This is a genomic window from Paenibacillus sp. FSL H7-0442 (assembly GCF_038593105.1).
In the GTDB taxonomy this organism is placed as follows: Bacteria; Bacillota; Bacilli; order Paenibacillales; family Paenibacillaceae; genus Paenibacillus; species Paenibacillus polymyxa_D.
Genome location: NZ_CP151963.1, coordinates 5,525,827 through 5,551,872 on the forward strand (window position 1 = coordinate 5,525,827; position 26,046 = coordinate 5,551,872).

Here is a 26,046-nt window from a genome sequence, read left to right on the forward strand (position 1 = left end):
AGGTACTTATCTACACAAAGTCAAATTGTAAATTTTGCCAAAAAATTAAGGAGTGGATGGGGGACAACAAGATCAATTTCACTGACATTGATATTACCAATATAAATGATCTCAAGTTACTTCGCGAAATTAAAGGCGTACCCTACACAATCATAAAGAGATCTGGCAAAGAAACAGTTATCTGCGGATTCAATCCAAACAAGCTTAGGGAGACGCTTCTATAATTTCAAAATCTCTTCTGAAGGGAAGATATCTATGAGTGTAGAGGCAATGATTTCATTAATTACAAATGTTGGATTTCCCGTTTCGCTATGTTTTATTCTTCTTTGGTACATTTTGAAGACTCTAGGAGAAAAATTAGATAAGTTAGACAACTCAATGAATCAGCTTAATACTACGATTAAAAAGATTAGCCTGTTAAGAAACTCTAAAAATGAATTTGATTCAAAAAAAAATTCACTTATGTGATATCAGCATCCTAATGGAAAATCATGCAGACACCTTCCAAGTAAGCTATTTCTGAGAGAAATGTCTGTCAATTATATTCAATTTCACATAATATATATTACTCGTTAGTGAACACACTCCTTCGGATAGGTTTGTGTAAAACGTGGAAACTTCACTCGTCTCAAAGACATCTAGATCAGTTTGTATGAGCAACTGAATGATACCATGTATGAGCAGGTGCTGGAGCGGCTGGAGCATCAGGCAGAGCATGCCAAAGAATGGCGGGATCGGATCAATACGTATTTCTACCGTAAAAGCGGCATTGCCGACCAGAAGGATCGCTCTATTTATTAAGCAGGCTGTCTCGGCAATACTTTCCATACAGACTGGAACAAGACTTTTATACGCTTAGGTTCATTTTCTCCTATACTGGCTTGGCTATCCGCACATCACTAAAGGGCATGCGTCTCCTCAGACCTATGCCTTATTTTTTTGCCTGTAGACTTTTAGGCACACGGTTGCTTACGTAAAATGTCATATTTGTCCACCTTGAGTGCGCAATAAATTCTTCTTTTTATGCAACCGCTTGCTTTATACTATTTTTGTAGACGTTTACAAAATGTTGTCGAATTAGACTATGCTTTGGGGAGGATGATCGGTTTGACCTTGTATCGAAGTCTATGGAAAAAAGGGTGTATGCTTCTACTAAGCCTTGTGCTGTCTCTGACCGCCTTCATTGGCTCACCCTCTAATACGGCGAGCGCAGCGGTTGCAGATGATTTTCAAGCTTCCGTCATGGGACCGCTGGCGAAAATCAATGACTGGGGTTCCTTTAAAAAGCAGCTACAAACGTTGAAAAACAATGGCGTGTATGCCATCACTACCGACGTCTGGTGGGGCTATGTGGAGAGCGCAGGAGATAACCAGTTCGATTGGAGCTACTACAAGACCTATGCAAATGCCGTGAAAGAAGCGGGACTGAAGTGGGTTCCTATTATCTCTACGCATAAGTGTGGAGGAAATGTGGGAGATGACTGTAACATCCCACTGCCAAGCTGGCTGCCGAGCAAGGGCAGTGCAGATGAAATGCAATTCAAGGACGAAAGCGGCTATGCCAATAGTGAAGCCCTCTCCCCATTGTGGAGCGGAACCGGTAAACAATATGACGAGCTGTATGCCTCATTCGCTGAAAACTTTGCCGGATATAAAAGTATCATTCCCAAAATTTATTTGAGCGGCGGTCCTTCTGGGGAATTGCGCTATCCGTCCTACTATCCAGCAGCAGGGTGGAGCTACCCGGGACGAGGCAAGTTCCAAGCTTATACTGAAACAGCCAAAAATGCATTCCGCACAGCTATGAATGACAAGTACGGATCATTGGACAAGATTAATGCTGCTTGGGGCACCAAGCTGAGCAGTCTTAGCCAAATCAATCCACCGACCGATGGGGACGGATTTTACACGAACGGCGGATATAATTCCACATATGGAAAGGATTTTCTGTCGTGGTACCAAAGTGTACTTGAGAAGCATCTGGGCGTCATCGGAGCAGCGGCCCACAAAAACTTCGATTCTGTGTTTGGTGTCCGGATCGGGGCCAAAGTTTCCGGTCTGCACTGGCAAATGAACAATCCTGCTATGCCGCACAGCACAGAACAAGCAGGTGGATATTATGATTACAACCGTCTCATTCAGAAATTCAAGGATGCCGATCTAGACTTGACATTTACTTGCCTGGAGATGAGTGACAGTGGCACAGCACCGAATTATTCCTTGCCGTCCACCCTGGTTGATACCGTCTCCTCCATCGCGAATGCCAAGGGTGTTCGCCTGAATGGTGAAAATGCACTCCCGACAGGCGGCAGCGGCTTCCAAAAAATCGAGGAGAAAATCACGAAGTTCGGTTATCACGGGTTTACGTTATTGCGCATCAACAATCTCGTCAACAATGATGGCTCACCAACCGGTGAGTTGAGTGGATTCAAACAATATATCATCAGCAAAGCCAAGCCTGACAATAATGGCGGTACAGGCAACAAAGTAACGATATACTACAAAAAAGGCTTTAACTCACCTTACATTCACTACCGTCCGGCTGGCGGAAGCTGGACTGCAGCGCCAGGTGTGAAAATGCAGGATGCCGAAATTAGCGGCTATGCTAAAATTACCGTCGATATCGGTTCTGCCTCCCAATTGGAAGCCGCTTTTAATGACGGCAATAACAACTGGGACAGCAACAACACCAAAAACTACTCCTTCAGCACGGGCACTTCTACGTACACGCCCGGTAACAGCGGCAATGCGGGAACGATCACATCTGGCGCTCCAGCGGGTACGATTCCCGGGGATGGCGGCGGTACAACTAACAAGGTAACGGTATACTACAAAAAAGGCTTTAACTCGCCTTATATTCACTACCGCCCAGCTAACGGAAACTGGACTGCCGTACCCGGTGTGAAAATGCAGGATGCCGAGATTAGCGGCTATGCCAAAATTACCGTTGATATCGGTTCTGCCTCCCAATTGGAAGCTGCTTTTAATGACGGCAATAACAGTTGGGACAGCAATAACTCGAAGAACTACCTTTTCAGCACTGGAACTTCTACCTACACACCCGGCTTGAACGGGGCTGCAGGATCTATCCGAACGGGGGCACCTTCGGGGGGCGTCCTCAGCGTAGGGGCTTCTACCTACGCAACCGACCTCAACGAAGTGGCAGGAGCTATCCCAACAGAAAAACTTTCGGGTGTATCCTTAAACGTAAGTACTTCTACCTATGCACCCAACTCTAACGGAGTTGAAGTAACTGCTCAAACGGAGGCGCCTTTAGGCGCCTTCACTCCTATAGATCCGGGTACCCTCTCCAAGCCCACTCCCCTTGGCACAGACTGGAGCAAACAAAGTATTTATTTTATCATGACAGACCGTTTCAGCAACGGAGATCCGTCCAACGATAACTACGGTGGCTTCAATTCCAACAACAGCGATCAACGCAAGTGGCATGGTGGCGATTTTCAAGGTATTATTAACAAACTCGACTACATTAAAAATATGGGGTTTACCGCGATCTGGATTACCCCGGTAACGATGCAAAAGAGTGAATACGCTTACCACGGCTATCATACGTATGATTTTTATGCGGTAGACGGGCATCTCGGTACAATGGACAAGTTCAAAGAGCTGGTTGGTAAGGCACATGACAAAAATATCGCTGTGATGCTGGACGTCGTCGTGAATCACACAGGTGATTTCCAACCGGGGAACGGCATCGCCAAGGCCCCTTTTGATAAAACAGATTGGTATCATCATAATGGTGAAATTACAGAGGGGGACTACAACTCTAACAACCAATGGAAAATTGAAAACGGTGATGTGGCTGGACTGGATGACCTAAATCATGAAAACCCCGCTACTGCAAATGAGCTTAAAAACTGGGTCAAATGGCTGCTGAATGAGACAGGCATCGACGGACTGCGGTTGGATACTGCCAAGCATGTACCGAAGGGTTTTCTAAAGGATTTTGACCAAGCCGCCAATACCTTCACCATGGGTGAAATTTTCCATGGCGACCCTGCTTATGTGGGGGATTACACCCGATATCTCGATGCCGCATTGGATTTTCCGATGTATTATACAATCAAGGATGTGTTCGGACACGATCAATCCATGAGAAAAATCAAGGAACGCTACTCCGATGATCGTTACTATCGCGATGCCCAGACCAACGGTGTATTTATTGACAATCATGATGTAAAACGTTTCCTGAATGACGCCTCCGGCAAGCCGGGTGCTAACTATGACAAATGGCCACAGCTCAAAACTGCTTTGGGCTTTACTCTGACATCACGCGGAATTCCAATCATCTACCAAGGTACTGAGCAAGGCTTTAATGGCGGAGATGATCCCGGCAATCGGGAGAATATGGCTTTCAACTCCAACCATGACCTGTATCAGTACATCGCTAAGCTGAACAATGTGCGCAACAACCACCCTGCTCTGCAAAACGGCAGCCAAAAGGAAAAATGGGTGGACGACTCCTTTTACAGTTTTCAGCGCTCTAAAAATGGCGACGAGGCCATTGTATTTATCAACAACTCCTGGAATAGTCAAACCCGCACGATTGGCAACTTCGATAATCTGTCCAACGGAACTCGCCTGACCAACCAATTAGGCAACGATTCCGTTCAGATTAACAACGGTTCGGTTACCGTGACTCTTGCTCCAAAGGAAGTTAAAATTTTCACCAAGTAACGGTCCCATTCGGTTACATTGGTTATTCAGATGTGCTAAAATGAGTTATAGAAGGATATACTAAAAAAAGAGCAAGGATGCTGGTAACATCCCTACTCTTGGCAACAGCCGCTTTGAAGAGCGGTCGGCTGTTCAAAGGCGATCTACAGAAATAGACCGTTTTCCCCTTGAGCAGGGCGGTCTATTTCTTTTTGTTTTGGTTCAACGCAATAACAATCGTAACGATTAGTCCGATCAACGCTATTAATAGCGTGCCGAACATCATCATTAATGTCAGAGCATCCTTAACCTCCACAGGCATCACCTCCCTTCCGGGAGATTAGCCGACCGCCCACCTAAGCCATTCTGTTGTTACTGGAATTATAGCACGTAAATCCGTCCTTAAGCGACAACATTTTACAGATTCATCCAGCCAATCTTATATGGACACTCATCGTCCTTTGCTGCTTACACATTCTACTGTGTCTCTATATGGGTATAGCTTCTTAACGCCAATAAAAGCCCCAGCACAAAAATGAAGCAAATACTGATGATTCCTCCAGGAACATTCGTAAATGTTCTGCCCAGTGTGCCGTGTGGAGAAAACAATAACGGCACGGTCCATGGATAAAAGGTATTTCCAGGTGTATTAACCAAAACAAAATTTAAACACATAACGGTACACATCCCCATAATGGCGGGCACAAATTTTCTCCAGCGAATGGCGAAGAACGTGATGATCGGGATGAGCATAGCGTGCATAATAATCATTTTAGTGAAGATTCCAAGCTGATATATAACGATTTCAAAGGTTAGCGGTCTGTCCGTAATTAACATACCCAATAGCGCAGATAGCGCAAATGCCAACAAAAGGCTAACAGCGATGTACATATAAATAACAAGCAGCTTGCTGAAGTAAAGACGACTCCGGCGAACCGGGCTTGTAAACAGGGCCATATGGGTCCTCTCTTGATATTCTCTCGCATAGATATAGCAAGTCAAAATATAATAGCTCATATACCCAGTTAGGAAATTAATAAGAGTAACAATACTCATAAAATAGTCATTCCAACCATCACGATCTATCGAATACTTGGGACTACCCGTGTAACTATAAAATTCCACCACAATGGTTAATACTAAAATCATTACACTCAACAAAAGAATCTTAGTTCTTTTCAGCTTCAAGCACTCTGCTTTAAACAGGGCAAACATAACAAACCTCCTTTGAAAAGCTCTCTCCATCTAGCCCCTTCTTTGATATGCCCATAGGGATAAAAACAATCCAAGAAGAAAAGTTACTGATAAACTCAACCACGCTATGAGAATATTGACGAATATAATCGCACTTCCTTCATTGGGCGACAAAAGATAGGGTACAATCCACGGATACCATTCACTTTTATACATAAAATTTAAAAATATAACAGTACAAACTACGAGTACAACCACCATAATGCTCTTCCAGCGTATAGCAAAAAAAGAGGCAATTGGGATTAACATCGCATGCATCACACACATTTTGGCAAACACTTGAATTTGGTATACCCAGATAGCTATCGTTAAAGGTCGATTTGTAATAAGCATGCCTAATACTGCAGACAGAAACAGAACGATAAATAGCGACACAATAATAAATCCATAAATAATGATCAATTTACTAAAATAAAATTTTGCCTTGGTGACAGGCGTAGTAAACATAAAGAGGTGCGTGTTTTCCTGGTACTCTCTCGCAAAAATATGACCCGTTAAAATGTAATAACTGACAAATCCGGCTGCAACATTAACGAAAAGAACTATGCCTTCAAAATAGTAGGTCCAACCCCGTTTATCAATTGAATATCGGTAAAAAACGGCGCTTGTTACGAATTCCAGCAACACAACAGCCAGCAATATTATAAAACTCAACAAGAAGGCTTTAGAGCCTTTAAGCTTAATGAGCTCTGCTCTAATCACGTCGCCCACCCTCTCCTGAAATGAGAGTCAAAAAGTACTCCTCTAGCGTCTGCTTTGTGGTGTGTATCTCATAAACTGAAAACTGATGATCTATTAACTGTTTATTTAACGCAGATGTATTTTCAATCGGACTATGAATTCTTAGTTGTTGTGGGGATATCACATTAGATTGAAGCTGCTTCATGTGCTCTTGCAGAAATGCTTGCACTGCTTCTGCATCGTCTACCTTTACATCTGTATATTGCTCAAAGCCTTCCTCTAACCGGCTCAAACGATCTTCCGCTAACAGTTTTCCATTATGTATAATCCCGATGTGTGTAGCTAACTGCTGAATTTCGCTCAAGATGTGGCTGGAAATAAGAATTGTTTTCCCGTCTTCCTCGCACAACCGCTTCAATAGCTGACGAATTTCCTTAATTCCAGATGGGTCCAGTCCGTTTGTTGGCTCATCCAATATGAGCAACTCAGGGTCATGAACAAGCGCCCTCGCAATCCCCAATCTTTGCTTCATCCCTAGGGAAAAATCTTTGAACTTCTTTTTACCGGTATGCTCTAAACCTACCGTGGTTAAGGTACGTTCTATTCTTCCATCATCCTTCATTCCCATGTACTTACAGCATATTCTCAGATTATCACGCGCACTCAGGTTTTCGTATAAACCTGGTGTTTCAATAATCGTTCCAATTTTGGAAAAGATAGATGGATAATTCGTCTCCAACCGCTCGCCAAATAAAAAAACCTCCCCACTTGTAGGCTCAATCAGCCTCATCAGCATGCGGATGGTCGTTGTTTTGCCAGCCCCATTCTCACCGAGGAAACCGTAGATACTGCCACGCTCCACGTGTAAGGAAATATCGTCTACAGCTACCGACATCCCGAACTGTTTGCGGAGGCCCTTCGTTTCAATAACATACTGCATTTCTTTCATCCTCCTATACACACCAAATATAATTATTATACAGATTGAATCATCCACAAAATGTAAAAACCATCACATTTATTCATTTGCCAATCATTATCCCGATAAAAACAAAACAGGCACCTGACGAAGCGTACACTTCGTTGCAGGTGCCTTGTTTATATATAAACAACGTGGGATTACTTAGGCCTCAGTAGCCACGTTGATATTGTTCAGGTATGGAAGGCTTCTCGCCGCGCAGTGCCACCGCTGCATGAGTAGCCCAATATGGATCACGCAGCAATCCGCGTCCCACAGCGACCAGATCGGCATCCTCATTGCCGATAACAGACTGCGCCAAGGCCGGTTCATCCAGTGCGCCAACGGCGATGACTGGGATGTTCAGCGCCTCGCGGATTTGGCGAGCAAACGGCACTTGATAGCCCGGATAGTTGCCTGGCTTTCTGGCGCCTGCCGGTCCTTCTCCGCCCGAGCTGACATGGATCACGTCTACGCCTGCAGCCTGATATGCTCGGCTCAGCTCAATAGCATGATCCACATCGTATCCACCATCTACATATTCCACCGCGCTGATGCGGAAGATTAACGGCATACCCGCAGGCATTTCCTTGCGCACAGCCTGAATGACTTCAACGCCGAAAAGGGATAGCTCCTGACCATACACGTCATCACGCTTGTTTGTAACCGGCGAATGGAATTGGTGAATCAAGTAACCATGTGCACCGTGAAGCTCAATCGTATCCACGCCCGCTTGAACCGCACGCCGGGCGGCGTCTGCGAATTTTTGTACCATGCCACGGACTTCCTCTGTGGTCAGTGCGCGCGGCTGCTTATAACTCGCATCCGGGTATGCGATGGCCGAGGGAGCGACCGGCTCTGCTGCATCCTCAGCTTTACGGCCCGCGTGAGCAATCTGAATGCCTACCTTGGACCCGTGCGCATGAATACCGTCAACCAGCTTCTTATAAGCCGGAATATGTTCATCTGACCAAAGGCCCAGATCATAATCGGTAATTCGTCCATCCGGTTCCACGTCCGTCATTTCTATAATAATCAGCCCCGTGCCTCCAATTGCTCGGCTTAGGTAGTGAACATGATGCCAATCATTCGGAATCCCATCCTTGGCTGTGACCGAGTATTGGCACATCGGTGCCATGACCACACGATTCTTTAACTCCAAATTTTTGATTGTATACGGTGTAAACAACGAAGTCTTCAAAACGCTCATCTCCTTTTTCATCTCTACCACATAACTAAAAATGCGTTCCAAATTACACGGTCTATTATAAGCACAATCGGCACAGTCCAAACGAAATAAAGAGATTCCCCAACCGGGGCCTCCCTCGTATTTGCACCGTGCAGTCATTATGTATATCGTAAGGTTGTAGATGTATTGCACACAATCTATTATCCACAACCTAATAACTTTTTGCAAGTAAATATTTAAATATTATTAAATATTTTTTTGTTCACACTCTCTCGACCTCCTAACTCTAACACAAAAAGACGCCCTTACGGACGCCTCTGCGAAACCAGTTTTATTGTGCTGAACCTAATTGCACCCATGCCTTCTCAATCTCTGCAACCGCCTGATCCTTGTTCATGTTACCACTGATATAAGCCTGCATCAGCTCGCCAAATTTTTGATGGAATGTATCCAAGGAGTAGTTAACAGACAGATCACCGGACTTCGACGTTTTCAAAATGCTTTCCATTTCCTTAGGCATTTCCAGATCAGGAAGCGGTGCATCCTTAATTGGAGGAATCACCTTCGCTACCTGGGAGAACCAGTTCTTACCGTATTCCGAAGTGTACAGCCAGTTGAAGAATTCAATTGTTTCCTTCGATACTTCGGAATCCTTATTGATACGCAGCGCCTGATCTGCACCGGTAATGATGACCGATTGATCCGCTTTGTCACTCACCGGATATCCCATGATGCCAATCTTGAGATCAGGGTTAATTTTCTTGATCGCTTCCTCATCCCACGCACCTTTACCCGTCATAAATGCAGCTTTTCCAGATGCAAAATCACTTACTCCCGCATTGCTGTCCCGTTCCAGCGGCTTATCTGTGCCATGTTTCACCGTCAAATCAATGAAGCTAAAGAAGTTGTTGTACAGCACTGGGTAGTCCTTGATTTTTGCTTTACCTGCGATAAAATCACTAACGAGCTGCTTCGACTCCACGCCTGCATCCTGTGCAGCAGCATCTACATAGTGCATGAAGATGTGCTTCCATACCCACCACTCTTTATATGCGTTGGCAAATGGAGTAATGCCCTTCGCCTCCAGCTTGGTGACCGCGTCCTGCATTTCTGCAATCGTCTTTGGCGGGGAGGTTATCCCAGCTTTGGTAAGCAAATCTTTGTTGTAAATCAACGAAAACAGGTTCCCCTTCACCGGGAGTCCGAGCACTTTGCCGTCACTGGAACTCATATTCGCTCGAACAGCATCCGTCATGGCTGCTGCTAGCGGCTCATTGGTCAGATCGGCGCTATAATCCGCATACGTGTCGATGTCGCCTCCTGCCGTCGTTTGGAATACATCCGGTGTACTACCTGAAGCTATTTTCGACTTCAGAATCGTGTTGTAGTCTGCCTGCATGATCTCCAAATTGATCTTCACGTTAGGTTTGACCTTCTTATACTCCTCGATATACGCGTTAAAGGCATCGGTATACTCCGGTGAGGCTGTGAACATATTTATTGTAACCGTTTTCAAATCTTTTTTGCCGCCAGCACTTTCTTTCGACGCATCCGTGCCGCCGCTGCTTCCACATCCGCTCAACAAACCGACCGTCAAAAGCAAACTGCCGGATAACGCCATCATCTTCTTTAACATGGATACTCCCCCATTTGTTTGTGATCAACGTCCATGCGATCATTCTAAAAAATATACTCCAATTTAAAAAGGCAGATTAGTGAAGCATTAAGGGTAAAAAAGTGGTTTATTGCAAGCTCACACGATACTCAGACGGTGACACCTGATAATAATTACGAAAAGCCTTACTGAAATAATTTTTATCCTTGTAGCCGAGCATATCCGAAATTTCCTGTATTTTCAGGCTGGAATCGCCCAGCAGCTCCTTCGCCTTGTCCATCCTAACCTTCTGTACATATTCGTGAATACCGTAACCAAACTGCTGCTTAAACAGCTTCATCAAGTATTCCCGACTCAAAAAAAAGGTTTCAGCAAAGAACGAAATTTTAATATCCTCAAAATAATAACGGTCGATGTGCCTTTTGATGTCTGTTATGTCAAAGGGCTGGTTCCCCGCTTGAGCATGTTGGACCCCAGCAATGTAAAGCTCCAGCATCCGATTCAATCTCTGACCGTAGTGAACAAAGCTCGTAAAATCAGCAGACAAATCGCTTTCCCCCATGTGCTCCGGTTCTTCCAAAGCTCCATCTTGATTCAACGCTGATGTAGACGCACCCAACTCAATTGCTGCCTCTTTCAGTAGAAAATGGAACTCCCGCATCAATCGATCAGCATCTTGTAAACGGAAAACAGGACCTGTTGCCAATTGTTTCAGCAGATCACCCAGCAGTACCTTTGCCCGGTTTGCCTGACCTGTCTGAGCATCCTTTTGGATCGACAACAGTTGCTCCGTCCATGACATTTCCTCTGACGCAGCCATTTGCCGGGGCACCGTATGGAGAATAGATTCCCCTTCCAGCTTCAATACATCCGTGCTGTGAATGAGCGTTTTGGCATCCCTATAGGCAGAAGCCAGCTCCACTACGTCTGTACAGAGCTTGCCCACTCCGGCCGCTACTACCATACTGAACAGCCCATGCAGGTTCACAACCGCCTTCTGTGCCACTTGTGCCAGTAGGAGGGACATATGTTCTTCATGTCCTGGGGCCAGGGTACAGATCGAAATGACCTCGCGCTCCCGTCGCGGATGGGGGAAGCTAAAACAACTCAACCGTTCATCTGATGTCTGCGCTAATACATTCGTTACAGCAAAATCCATCAGATCGACATCGCCATGAAAACGTGTCCTGCGGATCACATCCCTGTTGAGCAGCCGCAGCACGATCACCCCAAAGCGATTCCCCGGCTGATCCGCTCCGATTAATGGGAGCAACGCCGTATTGGCCTGCTTTTTAAAGCTACCGTCCAAAATGGACAAATACAGCTTCTCTTTCAGCTTCGGCAGTGACATATTCAGCGTAATGTTCTGGCTAATGGACTTGTTTTTGCTTTGCTCTCGGCTTTCCAGAATGTCCACTGCTTTGCGCAGTGCCTGGTTCAGATCCTGACGATTGATAGGCTTGAGCAGATAATCCACCACCCGGGATTGAATCGCCTGCCGTGTAAATTCAAAGTCGTTGTAGCCGCTAATGACAATCGTCAACAGATGGGGATATGCCTTCTCGATGGCACGGAGAAATTCGATACCGTTCAGCTCAGGCATTTTCATATCGACCATCACCACATCTATAGGGTGCTGACCCAGCAGCTCCAGTCCCAATCTTCCATTCGTCGCTTCATAAATATGTTCGATCCCCAGACGGTCCCAGTCCCCGATAATACGAATGGCTTCGCGCAACGGCTCTTCATCGTCAATAATCAATACGTTATACATGACTACTTCCTCCCCGGGGAATTTGCATTCTCATTTCCGTTCCCGTTTCATCCGTAAGGATGAATAATCCTGCCTGATCTCCATACAAAAGCTTCAACCGTGTGTTCAGATTTTTCAAACCAATATGCTCACTCTCCCGTTCTTCCCATTTTTCATGGAATGAATCCAGCACCAGTCTCAGCTTGTCCTCTGAAAATCCAGGCCCGTTGTCCCTGACTGCAATTGTGGCATTTGCATCTGTAGAACTCGAATTGGCTGAAATGACGATCAGAATATCGCTTGATACTTTTTCCAACGCATGCTTGATAGCGTTTTCCACCAACGTCTGCACAGATAACCTTGGAATCGGCAGCTCCATCAGCATTTCCTCCCATACCACTTCGACCCGCAGTCTCGCCCCGAATCTTGCTTTTTGCAGACCTATATATCGTTCAATATGCTTGAGCTCCTCGCGGGCAGCTACGATATCCTTGCCGTTGATGGAATACCGTAACGTTTGGGCCAACGCATCCACCATATCCGCCATATCGAACATCTCCCGCTTTAATGCCTGTGTGGATATGGCTTGCAGGGCATTGTACAGAAAATGAGGATTAATTTCAGCCTCCAACGCCTTGAGTATGGCGTTCTTTTCGACCAGCTTCATGCGATAGCGCTCATTAATAAGCTCTTCGGTTCTTTGAACCATTTCGTTAAAATGCAGCGACAAATATGCAATCTCGTCATGTCCCTTCACAGGAGCTGTTGCTCCAAAATCTCCGGTGCTAAACCGCTTCATCTGGGTGGACAGCTTATGTAAAGGTCGGGTAATGGCGTTCGAGGTCAGTGTCACTAATATAATAGACACGCCTAAAAATAAAGCCCCGATGGCATAGCTCCAATTCCGTGTTGTCGTAGCTGCTTCATAAATCTGGCGGTATGGGATGGGCTTAATGAGCTGCCACCCATCTTTTTCGCCAGCATCATAGACGACCAAATACTCCTGATTGCCACTGCGATCAGACCACGTTACTCGCCCGCTTCCTCCCTTGCCGATCTGTGCCAACACTCCGGAATCACGCATCCGCTCATATAGCGGAAAGCTGTTCACATAAAAGGGAACCCCTTTAGGGCTCATTAGCATCAATTGGTCCCCTTTGCCCAGTGGAATGTTCTGCATGATTTCATCCACGGTGCTCGTATTGTAATAAAAGGACAGCACCGCCTGCGGGTGACGGGATGCAATCGACCTCAACACTCGATGGTATGCCATAAAGCTGGCTTGTGGCGCCACATAGCCCATATCAGAGCGGGACCCCACAAAGGATTGAAATGATTCGTTCGTGGTACTAGCCATCGCCTCTTTATACCAAGGAAGCTTGGGAATATCCGTGTTTATTCCTTTGCGCACCGTAATGTTATACGTCTCCCTGGTCACCACATAGTATTGATGTCGGTCCGCCACGTACAGATAGATCGCTTCCAGATCGGTACGCGAATAAAACATGCTGCGCAAGTAATTCTCAATGACCATTCTCGAAGCATAGTCCCGGTTCTCATTGGCAATCGCGTTCATGATATCGTTGTAACGTAGCTGCGGAAGAGCCAACTGCTGCATTCCCTCCAAGTAATCCTCCAAATTCTGATTGACCAGCAGCAGATTATTGGTCGTGCTGGCGATGCTATGGTTAACCGACTCCTTTTCAATCATCTGATAGGAAATAATTGTGAGTGAGCCCACCACCAGAATAATCACCGAGGTAAAAAGTAGAATGAGCTTGTTCACTAATTTTTGCGTGATTCTCCTCCACATAGAGCGAAGAAACGTTCTTACACGCTCTGACATCATGATAATCGCCCCTTTTGAAAGCGTACACATTTTTACCCTCAACTGTTTTCTTAAATCCATTGGTCCGGCCCTAGAGCTATCCTATACTTTCATTATATCTTAAACAGCTTGGAACGTAAGAGCGGAAAATGTTGAGAAAAAGAGGTGCGTTATGCTGAAAAAAAGGGGAACCCGGGGCGACAAGGGCAGTAAACTGGAATTCGGTTTATTCACACTGCCCGTAATCTTGTGCATTACGATTGCATTTTATATTCCGTTTTTGATGACGATACGCTATTCCCTGACCAAGTGGAACGGCATATCCAAACATCCGAAATTTGTAGGTCTGGATAACTTCAAGCAAATCTTGCTTGGAGACGCCAATTTTGCACATGCAGCCTGGTTTACCGTCAAGTATGCCATTTTGTACATTGTATTGGTGAATGTGCTGGCCATTTTGCTGGCGCTCGTTCTCGATATGAAGCTGAAAAGCTCGGCTTGGTTGCGAGCGGCCTTCTTTATCCCTTATATCCTCAGTCTTGTAATTGTTGGATTCATATGGAAATTTATCTTCATGCAAGGCTTTGAGTCATTGGGTCACAGTACAGGCTGGGGCATCTTCCAGCTCAGTTGGCTGGGTGAGGAAGGGCTCGCGTTTGTTTCCATTTTGGCGGTATCGATCTGGCAATCCATTGGCTTTTACATGGTCATTTATATTGCAGGCTTGCAATCTGTGCCAGAGGATCTAAAAGAAGCTGCCATTGTCGATGGCGCGGGGCCGATTCGGAGATTTTTCAGTATTATTCTACCGATGCTTGCACCTTCCATTACGATCTCAGTCTTCATGGCACTGACCAACTCAATCAAAGTGTTTGACGTCATTTTATCTCTGACCGGCGGTGGGCCGGGAGGTACGACATACAGCATTGCGTATGATATTTACCGGGACACGTTCCAGAACAATCTGTATGGCTACGGAACAGCCAAAGCATTGATTTTATTCGTTGCAGTCCTGATCATTACGATTATTCAATTGTCTATTTTCAAACGCAGGGAGGTTGAAGCCTGATGCAACGCAGCCGTACAGGACGTATTTTGCTAGAAGCGGGCATGATTGTATTATCACTGTTATTTTTGTACCCGCTGTTTCTCGCCATTAACAATTCGTTCAAAAGCTTCGCTGAGGTCATGACCGACGTCATTGCCCTGCCTAAGCAGCTTTCGCTGGATAATTACGTATATGTATGGAAATTCATTGACTATCCACGCCTATTTCTGAATAACACCATTATTACCGTCGTCGGACTGGCAGGTATCGTACTGATATCTTCCATCGCGGCCTACAAGCTGGCAAGAACCAAGAGCAAATGGAGCTCCGTGATTTACATGCTGTGCATTATGCCGATGCTGATCCCGTTTCAGTCCATCATGCTCACTGTCTTGCGACTAGCGAAAGACTTAAATCTGGCAGACAGCACTTGGGGACTTGGCTTGCTGTATTGGGGCTTCGGCGCTCCGCTGGCCGTGTTTATCTATCACGGCTTTGTGAAGGGCATTCCGGTCGAGATTGACGAAAGCGCCAAAATCGATGGGGCCTCGGGCTTCCGGCTTTTCTTTTCCGTAATTTTCCCCTTGCTGAAATCAGTCACCGCCACCATTGTCATTATCGACGTGATGTGGATTTGGAACGATTTTCTGCTTCCGTTACTCATGGTTAACGGCTCGCCCAGCACTAAGACACTGACGCTGGCCGCCTATACCTTCGTCGGACAGTACACATCCGACTGGCAATACGCCATGACCGCGATGGTAATGGCTGTGCTGCCTTCGATTATCGTATTTATTTTTCTGCAAAAATACATTGTCAAAGGCGTTGTTGCCGGAGCCGTCAAAGGCTGATTCAACTACACCCTTACAGATGACCCAAAGAGGACTTGCGTAAACTTTACGCAAGTCCTCTTGTCTTCGTGATGTCCATGCCTGTACTCTGGCCTTATTTATGCTTAACCCATTGCGCGCTATCCACCGGCCAAAAAATCACATCCGCACGGCCAACAATATCTTTAATAGAAACAAAGCCAATAGCACGACTATCCCTACTATTATTGCGGTGGTCGCCCATCACAAAAATATACCCCTCAGGTACCTTGGAATCGGTTATGGTTCCATTTGGAAAGTCCACATTGTTATATAGTTCTCCCTTGGCGTGCGCATCCTGAATAGCTCCCTGAATGTATGACTCCTCTACTTTCTTACCGTTCACATAAAGATTGTCGCCTTGATACCGAATCGTATCGCCAGCCACCCCAATAACACGCTTAATAAAGTCTCTTTGTTCCTTTCTCACATGGAATACAACAACCTCACTCGGCTTGGGATCACGAAAATCGTAAATCACCTTGTTCACGACTACTCGTTCATCTGTCTTGAAATTCGGTTCCATGGACGCTCCCTCAACAATAAATGGCGCAAATAATAGCCAACGTATAATGAACACGAGCACAATGGCTACAATAATGGCCTTAAGCCAATCGATCATCTCCTTTTTCACTCTTGGCTGCTTTTCCTGCAATTGTTCGACAGTTGAATCTGTCAAATGATTTCCACTCTCCATGCGCTAAAACCACCCTTTCCCACAGTCTTCATTCCTATTATATGTATAATGTTTAAGTATAATCAAATTTTCCCAGTCTGACAAAAGTGCATTTTTAGTTGAAACAAAAGTGTGAACTTTTTTTCACAACATTAAAAAAACAGTAAAAAACTGTTGATGCAAACGTTAACATATATTACACTGTGCATATACTTCATAGAGCGTATTAGACATAGGTTAGATCAATCTGTCACCCCAGGAGGTGTCCTGTTTTTACTGGTAAGACAGCATGAGCCACTTTTATATATGCTATCTTCTTTTAAAATAAGAACTCAAATGAGGAGGAATTTACATGTTTAAACGGAATGATCGTCCAAAAAACGGATTTAACGCTCTAAGACTCAGTGTTTCTTTTGTTTTCGCCTCTTCTTGTATTATTGGAACCGCTTACGCAGATACGTTACCCAACGACACCCCTTCTTCCGCACTCACAGAAGAGGCAGTTAGTACAACTGACTCAACCACCGTCTCCACAACGTTAGCGGCAGGAGATTTGTATGTGGCGCCAAATGGTAACGTGTCCAATCCCGGCACCATATCTAGTCCTACCACACTCGAAGCAGCTCTTACACAAATTGCTCCTGGTAAAACCATTTACCTGCGCGGTGGCAACTACACCTACTCCTCAACGATTACAATTCAGCGTGAAAATAGCGGCAATAACGGCTCACTCAAAGGGTTGGTCGCTTACGGTAGTGAAAAGCCGGTACTTGATTTCTCTGCTCAAGCCTTTGGTTCAGCCAATCGTGGACTTCAGCTTAACGGAGACTTTTGGCTGGTAAAGGGCCTTGAAGTAAAGGGTGCCGGAGATAATGGTATCTATATCGGCGGTAGCAATAACCGAATCGAAAACGTGGAAACCCACCACAACCGGGATACTGGACTTCAGCTTGGGCGTTACTCTCCTAACGCTTCCACTAGTGAGTGGCCTTCGAATAATTTGATTTTGAATTCTTACTCTCATGATAACGCTGATCCCGATAATGGTGAGGATGCCGATGGCTTCGCGGCCAAATTGACTGTAGGATCAGGCAATGTGTTTGATAACTGCTTGGCTGCGTACAACGTAGACGATGGTTGGGATTTGTATAGCAAAACAGAAACAGGCCCTATCGGTGAGGTAACCATCCTGAACAGTGTGGCCCACCACAACGGGCAGACCGCAGATGGAACGTCTACCGCGAACAGCGACGGCAATGGCTTTAAGCTGGGTGGAGACAAAATCAAAGTCAACCATATTGTGAAAAACAGTATTGCTTTCCAGAACAAAAAACACGGCTTCACCTACAATAGCAACCCCGGCAGCATTACGTTGACCAATAATACCTCGTGGGACAATGGACAAAGTAATTTTGCTTTTGACAAGGGTGATCACGTGTTCATTAACAATCTTTCCTTTGAGGGAAGCGCCAGTGACAAAACAAGCGGTACAGATCAAGACAACTCTAGCGTTTGGTGGAAAAACAAAAAATCGACGAATGCCAAAGGTCTGGTAGTCAGTGCAGACGACTTTGTTAGTCTCACGCCTTCTATCACTCGAGGTGCAGACGGTTCCATCCAGCTAGGTGATTTCCTTAAGCTGGCCAAAGGGAGCGATCTGATCGGCTCGGGTACTCCGAGCGGAAAAAATATAGGGGCACGTTAAAAGCCCAGCTTAATCAGGACGCCCTGGCCCATCTACCAACTTAGACAATTCTGCATAATATAGCGACCGGTGATTGTCCTCATAACCAGACAAAATATGAGGTGAACAGATCATGGAACGAAGAATCACACTGAAACATACACTCGCCTATGGAAGCGGTAACATGCTGGGAAGTGGCGCACTTGCGATTAGCGGTGCATGGTTAATGTACTTTTATACAACCTTTTGCGGACTGTCTCCCGTTCAGGCCGCGGCCATTTTCTCTGTTGCTAGCATCATAGATGCAGTCAGCAATCCGGTCATGGGCTTTATCAGCGATAACTTTCACCGGACCCGCTTGGGCCGTAAATTCGGCAGACGACGCTTTTTCATCATGATGGGTATCCCGCTGATGCTCGTGTATCCGATGCTTTGGGTAGATGGGTTGGGCTTCTGGTATTACCTGAGTACGTACGTGCTGTTTGAACTGGTGTATACCTCAGTCATGGTACCGTATGAAGCACTAGCGTCAGAGATGACCCGCGACTTCGGCGCACGCTCCAGATTAACTGGATGGAAGGCCATGTTTGGCAAAATTGCCAATTTTGCCGCCGCTTTTATCCCTGGTCGCTTTATTGCCGAGTATGGCAAAGACTCTCCATTGCCTTTCTTTTATACCGGTCTCGTTTTTGCAGCTATTTTGCTGATTGCGATGGCATTCTTGTATAAAAACTCCTGGGAACGTCCAAGTGAGGAACTGCAAAAGGAACTGGAAGGTGAAGCTCCGCTTTCCTTTATAGATTCGATGAAAAAGTTGTTTATCGACATTTCTTCTACCTTCCGGGTCAAGACGTTCCGTCATCATCTCGGGATGTACCTGGGCGGCTTTTCAGCTGAGTGGCTATTTACTTCTGCTTTTACGTACTTTATTGTTTTCTCCTTGTTCCAAAGCTCGGAGATGGTATCTAATCTGAATAGCTTTAACTCTGTCATTCAATTGATTTCTACCTATTTCTTCATCCAATTCTGTGTGCGTAAAGGATTCCGTATGCCATTCATCGCTGCACTCGTTGTCGTTTGCTTTAGCGTAGCAGGTTATGGCCTGCTCTATATAACGGGAGCCTCTAATACGATGGTATGGCTATATGTCATCACACTGTTCATGGGACTTGGTACAGGGGGCGTCTACTATATCCCTTGGAATCAATATACGTTCCTTGCCGATGTGGATGAAGCGTTGACTGGCCGTCGCCGGGAAGGAATTTATGCAGGTATGATGACTTTTGCCGGAAAAATGGTGCGGGCCGTTGTCGTCTTCATTCTCGGCTGGGTGTTACAGCATTTTGGCTTTGTATCCGGGGCTGATAGTCAGCCCGTCGCTGCTCAGCACGCCATCTTTTATGTACTCGTAGTTGGTACCATCGTTCTTGCGATCATCGGTATGATTGCTTCTGTCGTGATGAAGCTGGATATTGACAGCCACAAGAAGCTAATCGCCGAAATTGACCGCCTCAAAAACGGTGGCTCCATGAAATCAGCTAAACCGCAAGCCCGGAAGGTATTCGAGGAACTGACAGGTTTCCATTACGATCGGTGCTGGGGTAACAATAACGTGGGCTTCAAGAACAAACCCGTTGACCCTAAGACACACACTCCATCTATGTAACAACAATAACAATTACAGATTAAACATTTACTAAAGAGGTGACTGTATCATGGCAAATCCAACATCACAACCAACCACCAGTCCTACAAAAACAGATTCTTGGGCTGTACGTATGAGCGATTCCGTTCTACAACGGAGCCCGGAATTTTACGAAAAATGGGAATATGACCATGGCGTGATTTACAGAGGTCTGGAATGGGTTGGCGAACTGACAGGCGATCCCAAGTACATGGAATTTATAAAAAAACATATGGATCATTTTGTTGACGATAATGGCGTAATTCAGCGCTATAAAGTAGATGAGTACAATATTGACCACGTGAATAACGGCAAGCTGCTCTTCTCGCTGTATCGTGCCACAGGAGATGAACGATACAAAAAGGCAGCCTACCAATTACGCAGTCAGTTGGAAAAACACCCACGCACAAGCGAGGGCGCATTCTGGCATAAGCAAATTTATCCGTATCAAATTTGGCTCGACGGCTTGTACATGGGTGCCCCGTTCTACGCTGAATTTATCCGCGAATTCGGAGATCCGTCAGAGTTTGACGATGTGACCCTACAATTCAAGCTTTGCTACAAGCATACGCGTGATCCTGAAACGGGTCTGCTCTACCATGCTTGGGATGAGAAGGGTGAGCAGCATTGGTGCAACCCGGAAACAGGCTGTTCCAAAAATTTCTGGGGACGCTCGATGGGTTGGTTCGTTATGGCACTCGTTGACGTGCTGGACTATATTCCAGAGGATCATGCAGACCGTCCTGTCCTGATCGATATGCTGACGGAAACACTGGAAGCCCTGCTGAAAGTGCGTGATAAAGAAAGTGGAGTCTTTTATCAAGTGCTCAACCTGGGCCATGTGAAAGGCAACTATCTGGAGGCTTCAGCTTCCTGCATGATTCTCTATGCTATTGCCAAGGGCGTTCGCAAAGGCTATCTGCCAGAGCAATATCGTCAAGAGGCAGAAATCATCCGTAAGGGTATTATCGATGAATTTATCACGATCACTGAAGAAGGACTCGTGAATCTGAACAAAACGGTGCAAGTAAGCGGTTTGGGTGGTAAAGATCGTCGGGACGGTACCTTCGCTTACTATATCAGTGAGCCGATTATAACCAACGACCCCAAAGGTATCGGAGCTTTCATTCAGGCGATGGGTGAAGCAGAACGCATCTAAAATACGCGAACGATATACCTTAATAGCAAAAAGGACGGTGGCCATCAGCCCCGTCCTTTCCTCATTTATGCCTATCTTACTTACTTCATAACTTTAAATTCATATCCCTGTTTCTTCAGATATTCTATGATTTGCGGCAATGCTTTGGCTGTTTCTTCTTTACCATAGGTGTCATGCATGAGTATAATTGCTTTTTCTCGACCTTTGACTGACCTTATAAACTGGTTGATTAGTGCCGGTGCTTTCTTGGATCTTCCCTCTGCATCCTTCGTTAATACATTCCAGTCCACCTGATGGTAATCCTTTTGACGCAAAACCTTATCCAGAGCAGCCATTCCCTGTGGATCTCTTCTGTTCCATGTCATGTGCCCCCCAGGGAAGCGGATCATTCTGGTGGAGAATTCTGGCCCCAGAATACTTTTTAGAACCTGATTGTTCTTCTCGATCTCCTGCATAACATGATCCGTACTTACTCGTCTGTTCGGATATAAATATTTATAATTATGTGAGTACGTATGGTTTCCTATCGCGTGACCCTCTTTGACAATTCTTTTGATAAGATTCCTGGTATGCTCATTTTCATTGGCTTCTTTACCTACAATAAAAAAAGTTGCCTTGACCTTCTGCTTTTTCAGAATATCTAATATCTGAGGTGTGACCGTCACGGATGGTCCGTCATCAAAGGATAAGTAGGCCACTTTTTTACCATCAGCACCATCGGGCATTTGTCCTAGCATTTGCTGATTTAAATATTTTTCAACAAAGGCACCGTCTTCTACATCGGGATCGTTTTTTGGAGAGGCCGCTTTACCCTTTGCCCCTGCGCTGGATTTAACGTTTGATGATCCGGAATCCGTTTTTTTAGCAAGCTCCTGGGTCGGCGCGTGTGGCTTACTATCCGAAACCTTTATCGCAATGAAAGTAATGCAGCCTGCCACAAATAATATAATAGCAATCAGTATCAGCCTTCTTCTGTTCCTCTTCAAGCGGTGCTCACTTGTTCTACTATGTGAATAGCCCTTTTCCATTAGCTTATGTACCTCCACACTAAAATAAGAAAAACCACCGGATCAGGGTGGATGTACACACCTTAGAATGGACATTGGAAAAACCCTTAGGTTTAAGCCGGTGAAAATTTAGGGATGCACTTCAACCAGAGGACAACCTACTCCCGGTGGCTTTCTTGTCTTGCATTTGCATAATTACGAGTATCATTGCAGTTTATTACGATTGTTTCGTTAGGACCTGAGCTAACAAGGACGCATAAGCTTTAGCACCTTTAGGTTTTAAATGTACTCCGTCATGCTCGAAATATGAATTTTTACCAGAGCTTGCTGCATACCAGTCAATCATTGTAATTCGTGGGTCTTGGGATGCAGCTTCGGCAAGATGCTTGTTCACAATACTCTCCCATGGCCGAGGCACACGGGTATTCACGAGTATAATACGCTTCGTATCCTTCAGACTGGCGAGCAAATTCGCCAACTGATCCTTGGTGAAAGCGCCGTTCGTGCCCAGCTCAATGATAACTGTCTTACCTAGCTGTCCGTTCTGTCTTAGCTGCTCCAGTACGGCAGGCGCTTCGGCCATCTGACGACCGATCCGCCCATCTACAACAGCTCCCGGGAAGGATTCCTGAAGGTACGACTGTACATCTAACATGACAGAGTCTCCAATGGCGGTCACACTCGACCCATCACCTGTCATAGGCGTATCTTCTTTGGGTTTGTCCGAAGGTTCCGACGGTTTCGTAACATCATCCGTAGTACCCACCTGGACCGCCGTGTTTTTAGGCGTCTGGGCTTGAGACAGGGCTGGGGTCTGCGCCTTGCTGCCCTCGGATCCTTGCAGCTTGGTGGCTTGGGGCTCCTTGGAAGCCACGGATACCGTTCTGTGAAGTGGCGGCATCGCCTTTGCCTTTGCGACTGGCTTCTCATCACTTGATGCCGCCTGAATCGTTGCATCAGGAGAAGCAACGTACAGGTGGACGGTACCCATGAGAATACCCGCAAAAAGCACAGCCGCTGTAGTTGTAGGCATCCATCTCCACCGCGCCTGTCTACGAACCGCTGAACGGATTTCTGTAATCCAGTGGCGGAATCCTCCATGGCGAATCGGCTCCTCGATATATTTAAACGAGAGAGACGCCAGCAATACGGTAGCTAGCAATTGTAAAATGATACGCGTCACATGTACGCCATCGGTATCTACTTGAGGCGTCGTTAGCGTAATAACCGGAAAATGCCACAGATACAGACCGTAGGAACGGGCTCCAATCCAGCGTAGCGGCTTGATTCCAAGGAGACGACCAAGGTGGCTTACCGGATGAGCCAACGCTGCGACCACAATAGCAGTGACCAAGGCTATGCCCAGCAGGCCGCCCCGGTACAGAGATGGGTCGTATTCATTCGAGGCCCACGCCCAGTGACAAAGCAGTAGCAAGCTTATCGCACCGATGCTGTCCAGAAGCATACGCGCCTTAGCAGAAGCTTGCTCTTTCAGCTTGCCGCTTGGCCACACCAAGGCCAGCGCTGCACCAATTAGTAAAGCAAATCCACGCGTATCCGTGCCGTAATACACCCGGCTCGGGTCGCTTCCCGGTACGTAAATCACGGCCATCAGGAGCGCAGATATTAACGCCAGACAAGTCACCCAGCCTGCAAGCACAATACGCTTGGGCATGAATTTTAGCCCGAGCGCCAGCAGTAAAGGCCACAGGATATAAAACTGCTCCTCCACCGCCAGTGACCACAGATGCCCAAGCGGAGAAGGGGGGCCGAAACTTTCAAAATACGAAACCTGATGGAAAATAAACCACCAATTACTCATATACACCAATGCGGCAGGAACATCTCCGCGCAAGGCCGTTAGCCGTGACGGATCGAAGAGCAACGAGCACAGGACGATGACAGCCACAACCGTCAACATGGCAGGCAGCAACCTTCTGGCACGACGCAGCCAGAAATCTTTCATTTTAAAACTATGATATGTATCCCACTGACTAACCAAAATATCTGTAATCAGATACCCCGACAACGTAAAAAACACGCCTACACCCAACAAACCACCCGGCAACCAATCCGGATTCAGATGATACACAATGACTGCGATGACCGCCAGCGCTCTTAAACCATCCAAACCTGGCATATAACGACGTTGTGACGACAACCGATTAGACTTCATTTCAGCCGCCGTCCTTCTTGCAAATTCAAGCTCCCTGTCTGTTTCAATGCTCTTCTGCCCTTTCCCTCTCCTGCACATCGTCTGTGCGATGCCTTGTAGCCTTTTCATTCATTATATAAAACTTCATAATCGTAATGATTTCATTGAAGTTAAAATTAATGACAATGTTTTTATTATATCATTCCTTTCCACAGTTAGGTAACCACTGATAGATATACAAAAAAAGGCATCTCTTCCCTTAGGAAGAAAATGCCTCTTTATTCGGATTCTATTCTCTTAAAATTTGATGATACCTGAGGTATGAAGGAAGACCAACAACATCAGGATCGGTGCAACATACCGAAGACCGAATAACCAAACATTGAACCAGAAGGGTTTGATGTTCGCATGCTCAGCCGCAGTCTTCCAGTAGTAACCTGTGAATATAACAATCAACAAACCGCCTAACGGTAAGAAGATGTTGGACGCGGTGAAATCTACGAAATCAAAGAATGATTTATCCCCCACTTTTAACTCTGGCACCAGCCCCATGGACAATGCAGAAGGGACGCCCAGCATCAAGCACAGGACCGATACGACGATAACGGAGCGAACCCGGCTCCAACGCATACGCTCCATGACATAGGCTACTGGAACTTCCAGCAAGGATACCATAGAACCTAACGCAGCAACCGCCAGCAGTACGAAGAACAAACCGCCGAAGAATGCACCAAAAGGCATTGCCGAGAATGCAGCCGGTAAAGCAATGAAAACCAGCGATGGTCCTTGAGCTGGATTAATTCCGAAGGAGAAGGTTGTAGGGAAAATAATCATACCTGCGATAAACGCATAGATTAAATCTCCACCACCAACGGCCAGCATGGCTCCACCCAGGGATTGACGGCGATCCACATATGCACCGTACGTGATCATAATCCCCATCCCCAGTGAGAGTGAGAAGAAGGCATGTCCCAAAGCAACCAATGCAGACTCTATACTTAGCTTAGAGAAGTCAGGATTCAGAAAGAAGGATACGCCCGCACCAGAGCCTGGCAGCATAAGAGCGTTAATCATCAACACGAGCAGCAGGATGACCTTGGCAGGAATCAAAATTTTATTAAACTTTTCAATCCCGTTCGATACCCCAAGCGTAACCACGACTGCTGTAAATGCAAAAACAACTAACAGCCAAACCAACGGCGCATAGCCGGAGGAAAAAGAAGCGAACTGTCCAGCAAAATCATTATTTGAAAACAGATTTCCGCTAAATGCCTCTACGGCATAATGCAGTGTCCAGCCTCCTACAATGGCATAGAACGACAAGATAACAAACGGCACGATAACAAACATGATGCTCATCTTGCCCCAAATCGGATGACCGCCTACTTTTACCATTGCAGAAGCAGCACTTCCTCGACCTGCACGACCAAGCGCAAGCTCTGCTAAAAGTACAGGCAAACCAACAAGCAACAGGCAGACAATAAACAATAAGAAAAATGCAGCTCCGCCATATTGTCCTGTAATATACGGAAATTTCCAAATGTTACCTAGTCCTGCCGCACTTCCGATCGCCGCCAATATAAATCCAGCTGACGAGAAGCGTTCATTTTTATCAGACAGGCTATTCTGCCCCTTGCTCAAATTCATTATATCCCCCTCATTCTCTCTACTTACGCATAAACATGAGCATGCGCACATAAATAATTTTTACTCATTATAGCGTAAGTAGGATGTAAGGTCATGCATAATTTTTCACTATTACCGGATTTATTTTCATAATGTTCGGTATCTACACAATACAACAGAAAA

20 protein-coding genes are annotated in these 26,046 nt (G+C 45.9%); 8 read left to right on the top strand and 12 right to left on the bottom strand.

Going from position 1 to position 26,046, the window contains the following annotated elements:
- Window positions 1-255: 255 nt before the first annotated feature.
- From MHH57_RS24445 to MHH57_RS24455, 3 genes are all read left to right on the top strand, one after another.
- On the top strand, window positions 256-468 hold the full coding sequence (locus MHH57_RS24445; RefSeq protein ID WP_025719390.1) for a hypothetical protein: 213 nt from the start codon (window positions 256-258) through the stop codon (window positions 466-468).
- Window positions 469-648: 180 nt separating this feature from the next.
- Complete coding sequence (locus tag MHH57_RS24450; protein WP_239645247.1) at window positions 649-801, top strand: hypothetical protein; 153 nt, start codon at window positions 649-651, stop codon at window positions 799-801.
- A 306-nt stretch (window positions 802-1,107) separates the two neighbouring features.
- Window positions 1,108-4,698 (top strand): family 14 glycosylhydrolase, encoded by a 3,591-nt coding sequence (locus tag MHH57_RS24455; RefSeq protein WP_342434636.1) that lies wholly within the window; start codon window positions 1,108-1,110, stop codon window positions 4,696-4,698.
- A 181-nt stretch (window positions 4,699-4,879) separates the two neighbouring features.
- On the opposite strand, the gene MHH57_RS24460 is transcribed toward MHH57_RS24455, so the two are convergent.
- The 8 genes from MHH57_RS24460 to MHH57_RS24495 form a co-directional block, all read right to left on the bottom strand.
- A complete protein-coding gene (locus MHH57_RS24460) occupies window positions 4,880-4,993 on the bottom strand; it encodes a putative holin-like toxin (RefSeq protein WP_016822651.1) in 114 nt (37 codons plus the stop codon).
- 161 nt (window positions 4,994-5,154) lie between these two features.
- Window positions 5,155-5,922: an ABC transporter permease gene (locus tag MHH57_RS24465; protein ID WP_342434637.1), complete on the bottom strand. Its 768-nt coding sequence runs from the start codon at window positions 5,920-5,922 to the stop codon at window positions 5,155-5,157.
- Window positions 5,923-6,633, bottom strand: coding sequence for an ABC transporter permease (locus MHH57_RS24470; RefSeq protein WP_342434638.1), 711 nt, complete (start codon window positions 6,631-6,633; stop codon window positions 5,923-5,925). It abuts the gene before it with no gap.
- Window positions 6,626-7,552, bottom strand: coding sequence for an ABC transporter ATP-binding protein (locus MHH57_RS24475; RefSeq protein WP_069012244.1), 927 nt, complete (start codon window positions 7,550-7,552; stop codon window positions 6,626-6,628). Before MHH57_RS24475 ends, MHH57_RS24470 begins: the two co-directional genes overlap by 8 nt.
- Window positions 7,553-7,742: 190 nt before the next feature.
- Entirely contained in the window at window positions 7,743-8,771 is a 1,029-nt protein-coding gene (locus MHH57_RS24480) for an NADH:flavin oxidoreductase/NADH oxidase (protein WP_029518752.1), read from the bottom strand.
- A gap of 319 nt (window positions 8,772-9,090) precedes the next feature.
- Entirely contained in the window at window positions 9,091-10,395 is a 1,305-nt protein-coding gene (locus MHH57_RS24485) for an extracellular solute-binding protein (protein ID WP_029518753.1), read from the bottom strand.
- A 106-nt stretch (window positions 10,396-10,501) separates the two neighbouring features.
- Window positions 10,502-12,148, bottom strand: coding sequence for a response regulator (locus MHH57_RS24490; RefSeq protein WP_342434639.1), 1,647 nt, complete (start codon window positions 12,146-12,148; stop codon window positions 10,502-10,504).
- Window positions 12,141-14,006: a sensor histidine kinase gene (locus tag MHH57_RS24495; protein ID WP_342435189.1), complete on the bottom strand. Its 1,866-nt coding sequence runs from the start codon at window positions 14,004-14,006 to the stop codon at window positions 12,141-12,143. The genes MHH57_RS24490 and MHH57_RS24495 overlap by 8 nt, the downstream gene beginning before the upstream one ends.
- Window positions 14,007-14,127: 121 nt before the next feature.
- On the opposite strand from MHH57_RS24495, the gene MHH57_RS24500 reads away from it, so the two are divergent.
- Together MHH57_RS24500 and MHH57_RS24505 are read left to right on the top strand one after the other, a co-directional pair.
- The gene (locus tag MHH57_RS24500; protein WP_029518756.1) at window positions 14,128-15,024 is read left to right on the top strand and encodes a sugar ABC transporter permease; all 897 of its coding nucleotides are present in this window, start codon (window positions 14,128-14,130) and stop codon (window positions 15,022-15,024) included.
- Window positions 15,024-15,854 carry a carbohydrate ABC transporter permease gene (locus MHH57_RS24505; protein ID WP_039271872.1) on the top strand — a complete coding sequence of 277 codons (831 nt, stop codon included), beginning with the start codon at window positions 15,024-15,026 and terminating at the stop codon, window positions 15,852-15,854. The genes MHH57_RS24500 and MHH57_RS24505 overlap by 1 nt, the downstream gene beginning before the upstream one ends.
- A gap of 94 nt (window positions 15,855-15,948) precedes the next feature.
- Here MHH57_RS24505 and lepB read toward each other — a convergent pair whose 3' ends face one another.
- Window positions 15,949-16,569 (bottom strand): signal peptidase I, encoded by a 621-nt coding sequence (gene lepB, locus MHH57_RS24510; RefSeq protein ID WP_029518758.1) that lies wholly within the window; start codon window positions 16,567-16,569, stop codon window positions 15,949-15,951.
- A gap of 331 nt (window positions 16,570-16,900) precedes the next feature.
- Between lepB and MHH57_RS24515 the strand changes: the two genes are divergently transcribed.
- From MHH57_RS24515 to MHH57_RS24525, 3 genes are all read left to right on the top strand, one after another.
- Window positions 16,901-18,253 (top strand): right-handed parallel beta-helix repeat-containing protein, encoded by a 1,353-nt coding sequence (locus MHH57_RS24515; protein ID WP_165145725.1) that lies wholly within the window; start codon window positions 16,901-16,903, stop codon window positions 18,251-18,253.
- Between the two features lie 112 nt (window positions 18,254-18,365).
- Window positions 18,366-19,898: an MFS transporter gene (locus MHH57_RS24520; protein ID WP_341040298.1), complete on the top strand. Its 1,533-nt coding sequence runs from the start codon at window positions 18,366-18,368 to the stop codon at window positions 19,896-19,898.
- Between the two features lie 49 nt (window positions 19,899-19,947).
- Window positions 19,948-21,075, top strand: a complete 1,128-nt coding sequence (locus MHH57_RS24525) for a glycoside hydrolase family 88 protein (RefSeq protein ID WP_340886802.1) — start codon at window positions 19,948-19,950, stop codon at window positions 21,073-21,075.
- An 80-nt stretch (window positions 21,076-21,155) separates the two neighbouring features.
- On the opposite strand, the gene MHH57_RS24530 is transcribed toward MHH57_RS24525, so the two are convergent.
- From MHH57_RS24530 to MHH57_RS24540, 3 genes are all read right to left on the bottom strand, one after another.
- A complete protein-coding gene (locus MHH57_RS24530) occupies window positions 21,156-22,103 on the bottom strand; it encodes a polysaccharide deacetylase family protein (protein ID WP_318627736.1) in 948 nt (315 codons plus the stop codon).
- A gap of 196 nt (window positions 22,104-22,299) precedes the next feature.
- Entirely contained in the window at window positions 22,300-24,366 is a 2,067-nt protein-coding gene (locus MHH57_RS24535; protein WP_342434640.1) for an acyltransferase family protein, read from the bottom strand.
- Window positions 24,367-24,534: 168 nt separating this feature from the next.
- The gene (locus MHH57_RS24540) at window positions 24,535-25,884 is read right to left on the bottom strand and encodes a sodium-dependent transporter (protein ID WP_013312591.1); all 1,350 of its coding nucleotides are present in this window, start codon (window positions 25,882-25,884) and stop codon (window positions 24,535-24,537) included.
- Window positions 25,885-26,046: the final 162 nt, after the last annotated feature.